The 16,035-nt window shown below is 39.9% G+C and carries 14 protein-coding genes; 13 read left to right on the forward strand and 1 reads right to left on the reverse strand.

What is annotated here, in order from left to right; translation table 11 throughout:
- Positions 1-383: 383 nt before the first annotated feature.
- From ACMUMJ_RS14060 to rpoS, 13 genes are all read left to right on the forward strand, one after another.
- On the forward strand, positions 384-2,468 hold the full coding sequence (locus ACMUMJ_RS14060; protein WP_414679484.1) for a sensor domain-containing protein: 2,085 nt from the start codon (positions 384-386) through the stop codon (positions 2,466-2,468).
- Between the two features lie 379 nt (positions 2,469-2,847).
- The gene (locus tag ACMUMJ_RS14065; protein ID WP_414679485.1) at positions 2,848-4,128 is read left to right on the forward strand and encodes a DEAD/DEAH box helicase; all 1,281 of its coding nucleotides are present in this window, start codon (positions 2,848-2,850) and stop codon (positions 4,126-4,128) included.
- A 295-nt stretch (positions 4,129-4,423) separates the two neighbouring features.
- Positions 4,424-6,058, forward strand: coding sequence for a CTP synthase (gene pyrG / locus ACMUMJ_RS14070; protein ID WP_414679486.1), 1,635 nt, complete (start codon positions 4,424-4,426; stop codon positions 6,056-6,058).
- A 62-nt stretch (positions 6,059-6,120) separates the two neighbouring features.
- Positions 6,121-7,416: a phosphopyruvate hydratase gene (gene eno, locus ACMUMJ_RS14075; protein WP_414679487.1), complete on the forward strand. Its 1,296-nt coding sequence runs from the start codon at positions 6,121-6,123 to the stop codon at positions 7,414-7,416.
- Between the two features lie 107 nt (positions 7,417-7,523).
- Entirely contained in the window at positions 7,524-7,799 is a 276-nt protein-coding gene (locus ACMUMJ_RS14080; RefSeq protein ID WP_414679488.1) for a septum formation initiator family protein, read from the forward strand.
- Positions 7,796-8,509 (forward strand): 2-C-methyl-D-erythritol 4-phosphate cytidylyltransferase, encoded by a 714-nt coding sequence (gene ispD / locus ACMUMJ_RS14085; protein WP_414679489.1) that lies wholly within the window; start codon positions 7,796-7,798, stop codon positions 8,507-8,509. The genes ACMUMJ_RS14080 and ispD overlap by 4 nt, the downstream gene beginning before the upstream one ends.
- Positions 8,510-8,540: 31 nt before the next feature.
- Positions 8,541-9,023, forward strand: a complete 483-nt coding sequence (gene ispF / locus ACMUMJ_RS14090) for a 2-C-methyl-D-erythritol 2,4-cyclodiphosphate synthase (protein ID WP_414679490.1) — start codon at positions 8,541-8,543, stop codon at positions 9,021-9,023.
- Positions 9,024-9,089: 66 nt separating this feature from the next.
- Positions 9,090-10,184: a tRNA pseudouridine(13) synthase TruD gene (gene truD / locus ACMUMJ_RS14095; RefSeq protein WP_414679491.1), complete on the forward strand. Its 1,095-nt coding sequence runs from the start codon at positions 9,090-9,092 to the stop codon at positions 10,182-10,184.
- Positions 10,162-10,908, forward strand: coding sequence for a 5'/3'-nucleotidase SurE (surE, locus tag ACMUMJ_RS14100; RefSeq protein WP_414679492.1), 747 nt, complete (start codon positions 10,162-10,164; stop codon positions 10,906-10,908). The genes truD and surE overlap by 23 nt, the downstream gene beginning before the upstream one ends.
- Complete coding sequence (locus ACMUMJ_RS14105) at positions 10,908-11,567, forward strand: protein-L-isoaspartate(D-aspartate) O-methyltransferase (protein WP_414679493.1); 660 nt, start codon at positions 10,908-10,910, stop codon at positions 11,565-11,567. Before surE ends, ACMUMJ_RS14105 begins: the two co-directional genes overlap by 1 nt.
- Entirely contained in the window at positions 11,560-12,513 is a 954-nt protein-coding gene (locus ACMUMJ_RS14110) for a DUF368 domain-containing protein (protein ID WP_414679494.1), read from the forward strand. The genes ACMUMJ_RS14105 and ACMUMJ_RS14110 overlap by 8 nt, the downstream gene beginning before the upstream one ends.
- 18 nt (positions 12,514-12,531) lie before the next feature.
- Positions 12,532-13,389: a peptidoglycan DD-metalloendopeptidase family protein gene (locus ACMUMJ_RS14115; protein ID WP_414679527.1), complete on the forward strand. Its 858-nt coding sequence runs from the start codon at positions 12,532-12,534 to the stop codon at positions 13,387-13,389.
- A 32-nt stretch (positions 13,390-13,421) separates the two neighbouring features.
- Entirely contained in the window at positions 13,422-14,411 is a 990-nt protein-coding gene (gene rpoS, locus ACMUMJ_RS14120; protein WP_414679495.1) for an RNA polymerase sigma factor RpoS, read from the forward strand.
- A gap of 43 nt (positions 14,412-14,454) precedes the next feature.
- On the opposite strand, the gene ACMUMJ_RS14125 is transcribed toward rpoS, so the two are convergent.
- Positions 14,455-15,930 carry a hypothetical protein gene (locus tag ACMUMJ_RS14125; protein WP_414679496.1) on the reverse strand — a complete coding sequence of 492 codons (1,476 nt, stop codon included), beginning with the start codon at positions 15,928-15,930 and terminating at the stop codon, positions 14,455-14,457.
- Between the last annotated feature and the right edge of the window lie 105 nt (positions 15,931-16,035).

The following is a 16,035-nucleotide window of genomic DNA, read 5'->3' on the forward strand; positions in this document are numbered from 1 at the left end:
GTATCTTTTGCCTTCGGTCAACTGCTGATAATTCATGTTGGTACTGCTTAGTTTTGTGGTGAAAAGAAGTGTACCCACTTCAGCAGTTGGCTTCTTCTACACCTGATTAGCAGTGTCGCACTTGTTATCTGAACTTAGGGATGAACCAATCATGATACTAATTTTTTTAGTTTGTGAGTTTTTAAATATGCATCAGTTCTTTTTTAAATTAACAAAAAATACATTTGTTTTTATTTAATTAGTTTTGTTTTGTTTTGTTTTGTTTTGTTTGGTTAATCGGATTTTTTTTTATTGTTTTTAGTATTATATTTAAAGTATTGTTCTGCATGATTTGAATTTTTTCTTTAAATTAAAGCTATTATAACCTTTATGAATGATACTGTATGAAGAAAGATCCTGTCTCTATTTCATTAGATGGAAATTTAAGAAAAGTCTTTGATGCAACGCCTGTACCTATGGCGATATCGAAAGTGAACGGTAATTTGGAGTATGTAAATGCTGCTCTGTTAAATATGCTTGGTTATACAGAACAAGAAATTTATCAAAAAAACATTGTGATTACCCATCCCGACGATATGGTTATTAATGAAAAAATTAGGTCTAGCTTGCAGCAAGATCCTTTCACCCCCATTACAGTTGAAAAACGTTATCTTCATAAAACAGGTCGAGTAATACCGGGTATCTTAACGATTGTTGCTCAATCTGATGAGATGGGTGAAGTTCAGCGTTTTATTGCTCAAATCGTCGACGTAACAGAAAAGCAAAAAATAGAAAAAGCGCGCAAATTATTTAGAACATTAATTGATCATTCCAACGACAGTTTTATTATTATTGACCCTGTAACGTCAAAAATTATCGATGTAAACGAAACCGCCTGTCAAAACTTAGGATATAGCTACGAAGAAATGCTGACTCTGTCGGTGATGAAGATCGAAGCGGCTTTACCTGATGATTTTTCTTGGAAGCGGCACGTTGATGGTCTTAAAGAAAGCAAAGGCATGATTTTAGAAGGGTTGCATAAACGTAAAGATGGTTCAACTTATCCCGCCGAAGTCAGTGTGAGCTACGTAAAACAAGATGATAGTGATTATATGCTTGCTACAGTTCGTAATATTACTGAGCGAAAAGTAGCTGAAAATATTATTTGGCAACAAGCTAATTTTGATTCATTAACTGGTTTGGCTAATCGTAGTATGTTGCATAATTGTTTATCAAAAAGTTTGATAAAAAGAAGCAATCCAGACCATTCTACTGCCGTACTTTATTTAGACCTTGACCATTTTAAAGACATCAATGATAAATTTGGGCATCATTCTGGTGATAAAATATTGATAGAAGTCGCTTCCAGAATTAAAGGATGTGTTCGGGATTCCGATCTTGTTGCGCGTATGGGTGGGGATGAATTCACAGTAATTATCAATGATTTGAAAAACACAGACGGCGCTATTCGTATTGCCAATGATATTATTGACAGCCTATCGAAACCCTTTACTTCTGGGTTAATTAAAAGTCATATATCAACCAGCATTGGAATCACTTTTTCTCCTAAAGACAGTGACAACGCCGACGTGTTATTAAAATATGCAGATCAAGCTATGTATGTTGCTAAAAGCTTAGGAAGAAAACGCTATCACTTATTTGATCATTCGATACAGGCAGAACTTGATGCGCGCAGCTGGATGAATTCTGCATTAAGAGAGGCATTTGATAAACAAGATTTTCATTTAGTGTATCAACCAATTGTTGATCTAAAGACTGGAGAGTGTAAGAGGGCTGAAGCCTTAATACGTTGGGATCACATTGAAAAAGGCGCTATTGAGCCGAGTGAATTTATTCAAATTGCAGAAGAAAATGGCATGATTGGTGATATTGGTGATTGGATTTTCTATGAGATTGCGCAACAGCTAAAAACATGGCGGGAAGCTTTTGGTGAGAAACTCCAAATATCAGTCAATACCTCTCCCATTCAATTGGATAGCTTTCACTTAAATTTGAAAAACTGGTGTCATTATTTAGATGAAATAAACCTCTTAGGCAGCGGAATAATTATCGAATTAACAGAGGGTACTATTATGCATCTAAATGAGGGTGCTGATGAAATACTGTCGTTGTTTCGATCAATTGGAATGCAAATTGCGATAGATGATTTTGGTACTGGTTATTCCTCTTTGGCGTATTTGAAAAAGTTGGACGTGGACTTTGTTAAGATTGATCAATCGTTTGTTCAAGAGTTAACTGACAGCCCCGATGATATTGCGCTTTGTGAAGCTATTGTAGTGCTAGCGCATAAGTTACATTTAAAAGTCATTGCTGAAGGTGTAGAAACGTATGAGCAAGCTGAAAAACTAGCCGATATCGGTTGCGACTATGCTCAAGGGTATTATTATTCTAAAGGGGTTGTGGCCAGTGATTTTGAGTGTTTTTTACAGTCTGCGTTTCTAAATAATACAAACCAACTATGTACCTAGGGAAGGTGCGAATAAGCCCTCTTGTCTCAGCATGTGGATAAAAGCCGGCTATTCGAGGCGAGTATTGAATGTGAATAGCTGGCCTATTTTCGAGATACTCAACAAAGAATACTGGCTTTTAGACCATGCCCTGCAGGTCTTTCAGAGAAAACGCCACATTTCGTTACGACTCTTTCAAAACTCATCGCCATATCACCGCTTTTATTTGTAATTATGTACCAAGAGCTGAGTGCTCAAACTCAAAAGTGGAATGTGGGGTACACAAGGCTTAAAAATGAACGTCTATGAAGTTCTTGGTTGCCTTTTTATTTAATTAACTTAATAGTCAATAAGTACGCTAAAATAGTAGGTTATTAACTTAGCTTTGAGCCCTATATACATGACCACTGTTACCGCACCTGCAAACTTTATTGAACTTGGCCTAATTTCTCCTTTGTTAGTTCGTTTAATTGAGCTGGAATATCATCAACCCACGCCTATTCAAGCGCAAGCGATACCAAGTGTATTGGAAGGGCGTGATTTGATTGCGGGGGCAAATACGGGGTCAGGTAAAACAGCGACTTTTGCATTGCCTTTATTGCAGCATTTACATGCGAAAAAAGCATTAAAACGCAGCGACGATAGTCAGGGGAATTACGTAACGGGCCTGATATTGGTGCCGACTCGTGAGCTTGCTAAGCAAGTAGCGGATAGCATTAAATCGTATGCCGTGCATTTTAACGGAGCGATTAACACTGTGGCTGTTTTTGGTGGTGTATCAACCAATGCTCAAATGCTTGCTTTACGTGGCGGTACGGATGTATTGGTAGCTACGCCGGGTCGATTGCTGGATTTGATTTCAAGTAATGCGATTAAGCTTGATAGGGTGGAAACGCTCGTGCTTGATGAAGCAGATCGCATGTTGAGTTTGGGTTTTACTGATGAAATAGCGGCGTTATTAGCGTTGTTACCCAAGAAAAAACAGACGTTGCTGTTTTCTGCTACGTTTCCAGAACAGGTCAAAACATTAACTCAAGAATTGCTTAGCAACCCTATAGAGATACAGTTACAAAGTGCTGATGCGAGCACTGTGGTTCAGCGTGTTTTTACCGTTAATAAAGGTGAGAAGACGGCCGTACTCGTGCATTTGATTAAACAATATCAATGGGAGCAGGTACTTATTTTTGTCAATTCTAAGAACAGCTGTCATCATTTGGCAGATAAATTGGCTAAGCGTGATGTGGTGGCGGAAGTGTTTCATGGGGATAAGGGGCAGGGAGCTAGAAGTCGCGTGCTTGATGCGTTCAAATCGGGCGAACTTGATGTGCTGATTGCGACGGACATTGCTGCTCGTGGTTTAGATATTGAGAAATTACCCGTGGTTATTAATTTTGATTTACCAAGGAGTCCATCCGACTACATGCATCGCATTGGGCGAAGTGGTCGTGCTGGTGAAGTAGGGTTAGCATTGTCTCTTATTGATCATGAGGATTATCACCATTTTAAAGTGATTGAAAAGAAGAATAAAATTTTGCTTGAGCGTGAATCCATTGACGGTTTTGAACCCAGTAAGGTGGTGAGTGTTGCTGATAAGCCGATGGCCAAGCCTGAGGGAAGCGGAAAGAAAAAACGCAAAAATAAGGTGTCAGTAAACGGTGATGTTTGGTTGAAAAATACCTAGTAAAAAAGGTGCCGAGAAGAAGTTAATTAATGAATAGCGAGTTTTTTATTAGCTTTTTCTAATTAATGTATTAATGTCAAATCACGTATAGGTATTGTGTTAGCCTTACCTAATAAGCCGTATCTAGTAAGTCATGCCTATAAATAGACATCCAACTGTGTAGGTAAGTAGGTGAATGGAATTTTACATTGAGTGAATGACCATCAAATGCTACTATTTCCTCCCGTCAAAATGCACATATAAATGTGTAATTCATACTCATACGAATATTCAATTTAAGGCGGTTTTAACACTCATGGCGACACGATATATTTTCGTCACAGGCGGCGTGGTTTCTTCCCTTGGTAAAGGTCTCACGGCAGCCTCTCTTGCTGCAATTCTTGAATCCCGTGGTTTGTCAGTAACCATGCTTAAATTGGATCCTTACATTAATGTTGACCCGGGTACAATGAGCCCTTTTCAGCATGGTGAAGTTTTTGTAACCGATGATGGTGCGGAAACGGATCTTGATTTGGGGCATTATGAGCGTTTTATTTCGACTAAAATGAGTAAGCGAAATAACTTTACAACAGGTCGAGTGTATCAGCACGTTCTTAAAAAGGAGCGTCGTGGAGATTACTTAGGCGGTACTGTTCAGGTTATTCCTCATATTACCGATGAAATTAAGCGTCGAGTTTTGGTTGGTGCTGAAGGCGCTGATGTTGCCCTTGTCGAAATTGGTGGTACGGTTGGTGATATCGAGTCACAACCTTTTTTAGAAGCTGTTCGTCAGCTAAAAGTTGAACTAGGTTCTCATCGTGCGATGTTTATGCACTTAACATTGGTACCGTATATTCGTACTGCCGGTGAGACAAAAACCAAACCAACTCAACATTCTGTAAAAGAGCTGCGTTCTATTGGCATACAGCCAGACATCTTAATTTGTCGTTCTGAAGTATCTATCGAAGCGCCTGAGCGCAAGAAGATTTCTTTGTTTACGAGTGTGGATGAGCGTGCCGTTATCTCTTTGCCTGATGCAGAAACAATTTATAGCATTCCCTCTATTTTGAATGATCAAGGCTTAGATAGCCTTATTGTTGAACGTTTTAATCTAGATTGCGGTATTCCTGATATTTCCATTTGGAATAAAGTTGCTAAAGCGAAATTAAACCCAGAAAAGCAAGTTAACATTGCTATGGTGGGTAAATATATGGAACTTTTGGATGCCTATAAATCACTGATTGAAGCAATGGATCATGCCGGAATTCATGCTCGTACCAAAGTGAAAGTGCACTACATTGATTCCGAAAGCATCGAAACAAACGGTGTTGATATGTTAGAAGGAATGGATGCCATCCTTGTTCCTGGTGGATTCGGCGAGCGTGGTGTAGAGGGCAAAATTAGAACCGCTCAATACGCACGAGAAAATAAAATTCCTTATCTAGGGATTTGTTTAGGTATGCAAGTCGCTGTTATTGAATTTGCACGTAATGTCGCAAATCTTACCGGTGCACATAGTACAGAATTTAATCTTAAAGCAGAGAATCCCGTCATTGGTCTAATCACAGAATGGACGAATGCAGAGGGTTCCAAAGAGATCCGGTCAGAGGAGTCCGATCTAGGTGGAACGATGCGCCTAGGTGCTCAAAACTGCAATTTGCTGGAAGGGTCAAAAGCCCATCAAGCATACGGTAAATCAGTTGTGAGTGAACGTCATCGTCATCGTTATGAAGTAAATAACTATTATCTCTCAGAGCTTGAGGGGGCTGGCTTAACGATTTCAGGTCGTTCTGCTGACAACTCTTTGGTCGAAATGGTTGAGATTGCAGATCATCCTTGGTTTGTTGCTTGCCAGTTCCATCCTGAATTTACTTCATCACCTCGTTATGGTCATGGATTATTCAGTGCATTTGTTCATGCTGCATTAAAGTATGCAGGAAAAGAGAAGTAGATAGAGCAAATAGGCCTGAATAGTTTTCATTCTTAAAGATTTAATTTATTAAAAGGTGTGTTATGAGTCAGATTGTTGATATTAAAGCGAGAGAAGTTTTAGATTCTCGTGGTAACCCCACTGTTGAAGCTGACGTTATTCTGGCGGACGGTTCTTTTGGTTCTGCTTGTGCACCTTCTGGTGCTTCTACTGGCTCTCGCGAAGCGCTTGAGTTACGTGATGGTGATAAAAGCCGTTACCTAGGTAAAGGCGTATTAAAAGCCGTATCGGCAATTAATGGCCCAATCCGCGAAGCGTTGTTAGGTAAAGATGCGCAGGCTCAAACTGAACTTGATAAAGTGATGATTGATTTAGATGGAACTGAAAATAAATCAACATTTGGTGCTAATGCAATTCTTGCTGTTTCTCTTGCAGCAGCAAAAGCGGCAGCGTCATCTAAGAAAGTCCCTTTATATGTACACATTGCTGACTTAAATGGAACGCCGGGTGTTTACTCTATGCCTGTTCCTATGATGAATATTATCAATGGTGGTGAACACGCTGATAATAATGTTGATATTCAAGAGTTTATGGTTCAGCCAGTGGGTGCGCCAAATTTCCGTGAAGCATTACGTTATGGCGCAGAAATTTTCCATGCTTTGAAAAAGGTATTAAGTGATCGTGGCCTTAGTACGGCGGTAGGTGATGAAGGTGGTTTCGCACCAAACCTTGCTTCTAATGCAGAAGCGCTTGCTGTAATTAAAGAAGCCGTTGCCAATGCGGGCTATGAATTAGGTAAAGACATTACATTAGCAATGGACTGTGCGGCATCTGAATTCTATGAAGATGGTCAATACAATCTAAAAGGGGAAGGTAAAATCTTTTCTTCAGAAGGTTTTTCTGATTACCTAGCGAACCTTTGCGATCAATACCCAATTGTTTCAATCGAAGATGGTCTAAACGAATCTGATTGGGAAGGTTTTGCTTACCAAACAAAAATCCTAGGTGATAGGATTCAATTAGTGGGTGATGATTTGTTCGTTACTAACACTAAAATTTTGAAGCGTGGTATTGATGAAGGTATTGCTAACTCTATTCTGATCAAATTCAACCAAATTGGTTCATTGACAGAAACTCTTGAAGCAATTCGTATGGCGAAAGCGGCTGGTTACACGGCGGTTATTTCCCATCGTTCAGGTGAGACAGAAGATTCAACAATCGCGGATCTTGCAGTTGGTACGGCAGCCGGCCAAATTAAAACAGGTTCGTTGTGCCGTTCTGATCGAGTATCTAAGTACAACCAATTGCTGCGTATCGAAGAGCAATTAGGTTCTAAAGCTACTTACAATGGTTTGTCTGAGATAAAAGGCCAAGCTTAACTTGTTGAGTAGGCTTCAAAAGGGGGAACATATGTTCTCCTTTTTTTGTTAGGATGGTTTGATGATAATGACTTCTATACTTTAATAGTGATGTTTTAGAGAAGATTATGTGGCGTGTTGTGTTTTTGCTGTTTATCGTTGTTTTTATTTATTCCAGTTACCAACTTATTAGTGGGGAGCAAGGTATCAAGCGACAGGAAGAGCTAGCGAAACAAATTGAATATCAAGAAAATAAAAACCAGCGATTAGGTCAGAGAAATAATGCCCTACGAGCTCAGGTGGATGATTTACGCAAAGGGAAAGATGCGATTGAGGAGCACGTTCGAACTGAACTGCAATATATTAAAGAAAATGAAGTCTTTTATCGGATCGTTGATCAATGAAGAACAAAATCTGGGTGGTGGTTCCTGCTGCTGGCGTTGGTAAGCGCATGAAGTCCGTTCTTCCTAAACAGTATCTTATGTTGGGTCATCAAACAGTGCTAGATCGTACGTTAGGTCAGCTTATTTCCCATGAGCAGATTGCAGGTGTTGCCTTAGGATTAGGAGCTGAAGACGATTTTTGGGCCGATTCGATTTGGTATGAACACCCTAAGATAGAGAGGTATGTTGGAGGGAAAGAGCGCAGTGATACTGTGCGTTTAGGTCTTGAGTTTTTAATGTATGTGAAGCAAATAGAAGACGGTTTTGTTCTGGTTCATGATGCGGCTAGACCTTTGGTTTCTCATTCTTCAATTGATAGTTTATTGTTAAATGATCATTCTAGTGGTGGTCTTTTAGCCATTATTTCTAAAGATACTATCAAGCAAAGTTGTGTTATTAATGAAAAAGCAGTGGTTGATAAAACAATTGATCGATCTTTTATTTGGCAGGCACAAACGCCTCAAAAATTTGTTATGAGTGAGCTGATTGCTGCACTTGATTATGCTGAATCTCAAGGTGTGATTATTACTGATGAGAGTTCCGCCATGGAGTTGGCTGGTTATCAACCTGCTTTGATTGAGGGTGATGCACGTAATTTTAAAATAACATTACCGATTGATTTAGTGATTGCGAATGCTTTACTTGCTCATAATTCCTTAGAAGAGTCGTGATTTATAGATATGAAAAAGAGGAAAGTGCAGTATGGTGCCTTTTAGGGTTGGTCATGGTTTTGATGTTCATAAGTTTGGCATTGGAAACCAAATCGTCATATGCGGTGTGGTTATTCCGTATGAGCAAGGGTTGATGGCTCATTCAGATGGAGATGTGGCACTGCATGCGTTAGCAGACTCTCTGCTTGGAGCGGCTGCTCTAGGGGATATTGGTCGTCATTTCCCTGATACAGACCCGAATTTCAAAGGTGCGGACAGCCGTGTTTTTTTAAGGCATGTGGTCTCTTTATTAAAAGATAAGCAGTTTCTAGTGAATAATGTTGATCTGACTATTATCGCTCAAGCACCGAAGATGTCCCCGCATATTGATGTAATGCGGCGCAATATCGCATCGGATTTAGATGTCGCTTTGGATCAAGTCAATGTGAAGGCAACAACAACTGAAAAGCTGGGCTTTACAGGTCGAAAAGAAGGTATTGCTGTTGAAGCGGTCGCTCTTATTTTTCAAGTCTAATTATTTCCTTTCGTTGTCATTATAAAAGCAATCCTTCCTCTCGTGTATATTAAGGTACGCAAATCTATGAATACAAACTGGCATTATGCATGGACAAAACCGACGTTAACTGGGGATTTGAAGTCTACTCCTCAAGATTTTTTTGTCGAAGAGGTATTGGGTTTTCAGCCTGATGGGGTGGGTGAGTTTGCATTTGTTTTCATTGAGAAGGTTGGCGTCAATACGGATTTCTTGGCAAAGCGTTTAGCGAGTTTTGCTGAAATTGATCCAAGCAAGGTGACGTACAGTGGTGTCAAAGATCGTCATGCCTGTACTCGTCAATGGTTTTGTCTGCATCTGCTTAATAAAGAAGTGGATTTTTCTGAAATTGTTCATGGGTTTATAAATGATGAACAAGTTCGTATTTTAGAGGTTACTCGACATTCTAAAAAACTTAAAGTAGGGACACATAAAGAGAATCGATTTGTTATTCGTATACGCTCTTTAAAGGGTGATTTGATTGAATTAGAAAATCGATTGTCCCTTGTGAAAATGGCTGGTGTACCTAATTATTATGGCGCTCAGCGTTTTGGCATTAATGGCAATAACCTTGAAAACGGTGCTCGCTGGTTGGAAAAGGGGCGAGTAGGAAAGAAAAGATTAAGTAAAACTGAGTCTTTTTGGCTTTCTGCAATGCGCTCTTGGTGCTTTAATCAATCGCTCAGTGACCAAGTTTTTCAAAGGGAGTGGAATAAAGTATTAGTGGGTGATATTGCTCAAGAAACGGACAGCTCAGTGCAGTTTCGGGTGAAAAACATAAAGCCAGGTGTGCAGCTTCGATTAATGACTATGAAAATTCAGCCTGTCTTGCCGTTAATAAGTAAAGGTTGGCAAGACGGCACCAGTGGGGAGCGTGCTCAGTGGATATCTGAATCTCTGAGTGGAAGTGAATTCATTGTTGAAGGTTTATTGAATTTGGATTTATCAAGAGACAGTCGAACGTCTCGTTTAAGTCCAAATAATATGGAGTGGGAGCTAATTAATAAAGGCTCGGAATCGCCTGAGTTAATGATGCAATTCTCTTTACCCAAAGGCGCGTTTGCGACGAGTGTGTTACGTGAATTAGTCGATGCTAATGATTGTTCAATAGAGAAACATAATGCGAGTTTTGATAGCAAATGATGATGGAATTGACGCGGTAGGAATTCAAACCCTGTATCGCGTAATCAAAGAATCGTACGAGTGCGTATTAATTGCACCGGATAGAAACCGTAGTGGTGCGAGTAACTCATTGACTTTATCTCGTCCGTTACAACCAAAAGAAATCCGAAGAAATGAATATTCGGTTGATGGGACACCTTCGGATTGCGTCAATTTAGCGTTATCAGGAGTGATTGATGGCCAGTTTGATGTGGTTGTTTCTGGAATTAATCATGGCCCGAACCTTGGTGATGATGTTATTTATTCTGGGACGGTTGCAGCCGCAATGGAAGCGAGGCATTTAGGGAGGTCGTCGATCGCTATTTCTTTGGATGGGAAGGTGCATTTTGAAACGGCAGCGCAAGTATTGCTCCAGCTTTTATCTGACTCTCATACGCTTAACTTACATCCAGGTATCTTATTGAATGTGAACGTCCCGAACCTTCCTTATGATCAATTAAGAGGCGTGCAAGTAACTCGCTTAGGGTATAGAAAATGTGCTCAGCCAGCGACACCAGCTCAGCATCCAAAAGGCATTCCGAGTTTTTGGATTGGTGCTTTGTCTGAGGCCCACGACAATGCGGTTGGAACCGATTTCTGGGCTGTAGAAAATGCGTATGTTTCCGTTACACCAATTCATGTAGATATGACGTATTATCAAGCTATGTCGTCATTAGAGGAATGGATCTCTGGAGGGCTACTGTGATGGCTGAGGATTTACATAAACTTAAAAATTCTAATTCGAAAGCATCAAAAATGATAGTAGAGTTGCAGAAGCATGGGATTCATAACGAGTCATTATTGTCATTGATGTTAACAATCCCACGGCATGACTTTGTTGAACCTGCTTTTTCTCACCTTGCGTATTCTGCTACGCCTTTACCAATAGGGCGTAATCAAACGATCAGCCAGCCGTTGACAGTGGCCCGTATGACTGAATGGCTGTTGGAGTACTCTAGAATGGGGCGTATTTTAGAGGTGGGCACAGGATCAGGTTATCAAACCTGCATTTTATCTCATTTTTTTAATAAAGTTCATACTATAGAAAGGCAGCAAAGGTTATTTGAACGTGCTCAAAAAAGGCTGTCTCAACTTGGTGTTAATAATGTTGAGTATCTGCATGGTGATGGCCATGTAGGTTGGCCGACTACGTTGACTGTGGACGCTGTGATTGTAACGGCAATGGCTAGCAAAATTCCTTTGGCTTTAACGGATTGTTTAAAAGACGGAGGTGTGTTGATTATGCCTCTTGATCAGCCAGAGCCTATGATTGGGTGTTGGAGAAAAATGGGCGTTCAATGGAAGTGTCTTGAAGAGAGTCCTGCTCAATTTGTTCCTATGTTAGAAGGGTTGGTGTGTGAGTAATCTAATAAAAGTGTTCTTTAGTGGCTTGCTTATGGGGATCGCAGATATCGTTCCTGGTGTGTCGGGTGGCACGATGGCGTTTATATTAGGTGTGTATGATCGGTTAATTAATGCATTGAGTGGTGTTAATAAAGAAAGTGTTACTATGTTGTTTAAAGGTGATCTGAAGGGGTTATGGAACCACTTTGACCTTGGTTTTCTATTAACTTTGGGCCTTGGTATTGTGACAAGTGTTGTTCTGTTCGCTCAGGTCATTACCTATTGGTTAAACGAATATCCCGTGAACTTATGGAGTTTTTTCTTCGGTCTTATATTAGCTTCAGCGGTATTGTTATTGAAGCAAATCGAAACGATTGGCTTGCATACTGTATTTGTGTGTTTATGTGGTGTGGCAACCGGAGTGATAGCCTCTGTGCTGGTGCCTTCTCAGTTTGATGTGACATACAGCATAATTTTCTTTGCTGGCATGATTGCTATTTGTGCCATGATTTTACCTGGTATTTCCGGAAGTTTTCTTTTACTTCTGATGGGAATGTATGAATTTATCATTTCCTCAATAAGGCTTATGCAGCTCGATGTGGTGGCTGCTTTTGCTAGTGGCGCATTGATTGGTCTTCTAAGCTTTTCTAGATTGCTCAAATGGCTGCTATCGACATATAAATCAATCACTCTTGCAGGATTAACGGGAATAATGTTGGGAGCGTTAACTAAGGTGTGGCCATGGAAAGAAGCTCAAGATTGGGTAATTGTGGGAGATAAAAAAATACCTATTGTTGAGTCGTTGGTGATGCCATGGGATTTGGTTATGTATGATTTTATAAGAGATTTGGTCATACCAATTCTCTATATGGGATCAGGGGTAATAAGTGTGGTTCTCATTAGCTACATATTTTTACCAAAAGTAATAAAAACGTATACAAAGTCAACTTCTAATTCGATTTTTTAAGGGGAGCGTTTGTTATTTGTGAACTTGCGTTGCAGTGCTTTAATCAGGGTGCGTGATTTTATTGGCGTTTTTGTCATAATTCTGGTTCTGGCTGGTTGCGCTTCTGATAGCTTTCATTATCAGGACGGTGTTGCTCGCCCTTCGCCTTCGAGTGCGCAAGTTTCTGAGATTCCTCAAAGTGGTTATTATCTAGTGAAAGGTGGTGATACCTTATTCTCCATCGCCTTTCGTTACGGAATTGATTATAAGGCGCTTGCGCGGGCAAATAGAATCCCCATGCCATATGTTATTTATCCCCAACAAAAAATACGCCTCAAAGTGCCTACAAGCGTGTCAAAAGCATCAGGAAAGGCTGCATTTCCTTCTTCTTCGGTTTCGAAAACGAACAGGGGAACAAATAAAGTATCCCCGTCTAAGCAAGCCAAGGTCGTTAAAAAGGCGTCTAACAAAAAAGTGAACGGCACTACAAAAATGGCGACTAAAGGGGAGATTCCAGAGAAAAGTAACCTTAATTGGCGTTGGCCTATCAAGGGTTTTGTTGTAAGAAGCTTTTCAAACGCTGGCGTTAGTAGTAAAGGTATAGATGTGAAAGGCATTACTGGTAAGCCTGTAAGGGCAGCAGAAGATGGTGTTGTTGTATATTCAGGTAATGGATTGATTGGTTATGGGAATTTAGTGATTGTAAAGCACAATGAAACGTACCTAAGTGCTTACGCTTATAACCAAAGTATTTTAGTTAAAGAACAGCAAGTTGTGAAAGCTGGTGACTCTCTGGCGATTATTGGAGGCAAAGGTGAAGAAAGGCCGTTATTGCACTTTGAAATTCGTCGAGATGGTCAACCAATAGATCCATTAACAGTGCTACCAAATCAGTAGATATTATGGCTTGGAAGGCTAAGGAGGAATTTATGAAGACGCTTGATCAAGATATTCAGAAAGGAACATTAGAAAATGAAGAGAAACTCGATTTCAACGTAGAAGATGGCACATTAGATGCGACTGAGTTCGATTTGGCTGTGAGTTCGCGCTATGCCAATGAAGACTCTGGAAAAAATATTGATGTGACTCAATTGTATTTAAACGAAATTGGCTTTTCGCCATTGTTGACGGCAGAAGAAGAGGTGTTCTTCTCTCGCAAGGCGTTAAAAGGAGATGAAGCTTCTCGTAAGAGAATGATTGAAAGTAACCTGAGATTGGTTGTTAAAATCTCTCGACGTTATTTGAATCGAGGTCTTTCGTTGCTAGATCTAATTGAAGAGGGGAATTTAGGGTTAATTCGAGCAGTAGAGAAATTTGATCCTGAAAGAGGATTTAGGTTTTCTACCTATGCAACATGGTGGATTAGACAAACTATTGAACGCGCAATCATGAACCAAACAAGAACCATTCGTTTGCCTATTCATGTAGTGAAAGAGCTTAATGTGTATCTGAGAGCGGCACGTGAGTTGACGCAGAAGCTTGATCACGAACCAACGCCAGATGAGATAGCAGACTTGTTGGACTGTCCTGTAGAAGGCGTACAGAAGATGCTGAAGCTCAATGAGAAAGTGAGTTCTATTGATTCTCCTATGGGGGGGATGGATTCTGGTAAGAGTCTTGTGGAAATTTTGGCAGACACTCAGCATGTTGGTCCAGAAAGTGAGCGTCAAGTAAGTGATGTCTTACATAATATTGATAATTGGTTGGATAGCTTAAATGAAAAGCAAAGAGAGGTGATTTCCCGTCGCTTTGGTTTGAGAGGATTTGAAGCAAGTACGTTAGAAGATGTGGGGGCTGAAATTGGTCTAACTCGTGAAAGAGTGAGACAAATACAGGTTGAAGCACTGAAAAAATTAAGATTAATGCTTGATAAGCAAGGTTTAACACTGAGTGATGTTTTGCACGTTGAAGAAGTCTAATTATTTGATGCTAAGGTAAAAGACGACACACAAAGTTTGTCTTTTACCTTGACGCTGTAATGTTTAAGTCTTCATCTAAATCGTAATCATCTTGTACTAAGTGTTGGTTTTCTTCTTGATGGGCAGTATTCATGCTTTCTATATTTGGACGAATTTTAAGGTTTAGCTTCTCCGATGTGCCTTTTACTGAATAGACCATAATTTCTTCTTCTCCCTCTCCTAGTACTTCTGGCAGTCCTGAAAAAACACGATTCTGTATATCCGGTAGCATAAATACTTCTTCGCTTAATAATAAAGCATCAAGACTTTCCGACTCGCGAAAACGCATCATTTGAGTGATCAGAGGTTGGATATCATCAGTGTGAAATGCATTTTCTTTAATGATGTCATTGACGTGGGAGTCTCCTTGGTGAAGGCTGATATGGAAATGGATATCGGGTGCGTCAGTGTACATGTCTGTTAAAAGTAATTCTTTGACAACACCCAAAAAGACTTCAGCAGTGCAGACGGCATTTGTATACAAGTTATCCCCTGAGTCTTTGGCTGAATAAAATATGATGGCAGAATGCCCTTCATATTGATGTACCTGCCCATTAAAAGATTCACTGGATTGAAATAGCGCCCTATAAATGGGAGTGAGCAAGTTCGCAACGTGTAAAGGTGGCATTTGTTCATGCCATTCTTCTAAATTTCGTATCTCAAAAAATAGTGCACAACTTCTCTGGGATTGTTCTTTTAGAATTTGATCAAAATCTATTTCGAATTGAGGCACCTCTACTTTAGGTAAGCTTGGGTCGACTTCTTCTTTTGTCCAATCAGTTAGTTGCACTGACTTCGTTGCATTGGCAAGCTGAAAGGCTTCTGTGTAGAACGTACTCGGTATGTTCGCGTCTTTATGTCTATGAGTGAGTGCTTCTAGTACGTCGGTTATTTTATTTATAGAGAAAAACAGCCTTTTGCTTAAAAGCAAAATAATGACAGTTGAAAATGCACAGATAAAAATAGCAAGACTTATCAAAATTTTGTTTATGTTGGCTAACGTTTTTTGCGATGATGTTCTATCCAATGTGATTAATACGTGACCGACTACCTCGTTACGAAATTTAACACTAGAACTGTAAACAAGGTGTGCTTCATCTGGTCTAATCTCAGATTCTTGGACGAAACTTTTTGCATTGCCACTGTTCGCTTCAGCTAATAGTTCATCTTGTTTGTTGAAAACTCGGGCGCTGATGATGTTATCGTCAACCACTAATCTAGTTAACAGAACGTTTAGGCTCAGTAAGTCATTGTTTAAAATAGATTGAGTTGCATTGAATGCGGCTTGAGTGGCCAAACTGCTGCCTAGCACTTCGGTTTGTTGTGCTAAATAGGTTTCCAGTGAGCTTGTTAATGTGTACCAAAAAAGTGCAACTGTAAAAGCGATTAAAAGTACAAACGTGGTAATCAAAATAATCGCTGCGCTTACATGCTGTTGGCAAAAGCGTAAAAAGCGGTGAGTGGCTTTGGTAGTTTCCATTGATGATTTGTTCCCTGAAACTGTGGTGTTGAGTTCTCAGTATCTATTCTATATCGGCTATAAAATAGAATCTTTAATATAAACGTTTACTTAGAGTAAATTAAT

Origin of the sequence: Marinomonas phycocola (genome assembly GCF_047525455.1) — a bacterium.
GTDB lineage: Bacteria > Pseudomonadota > Gammaproteobacteria > Pseudomonadales > Marinomonadaceae > Marinomonas.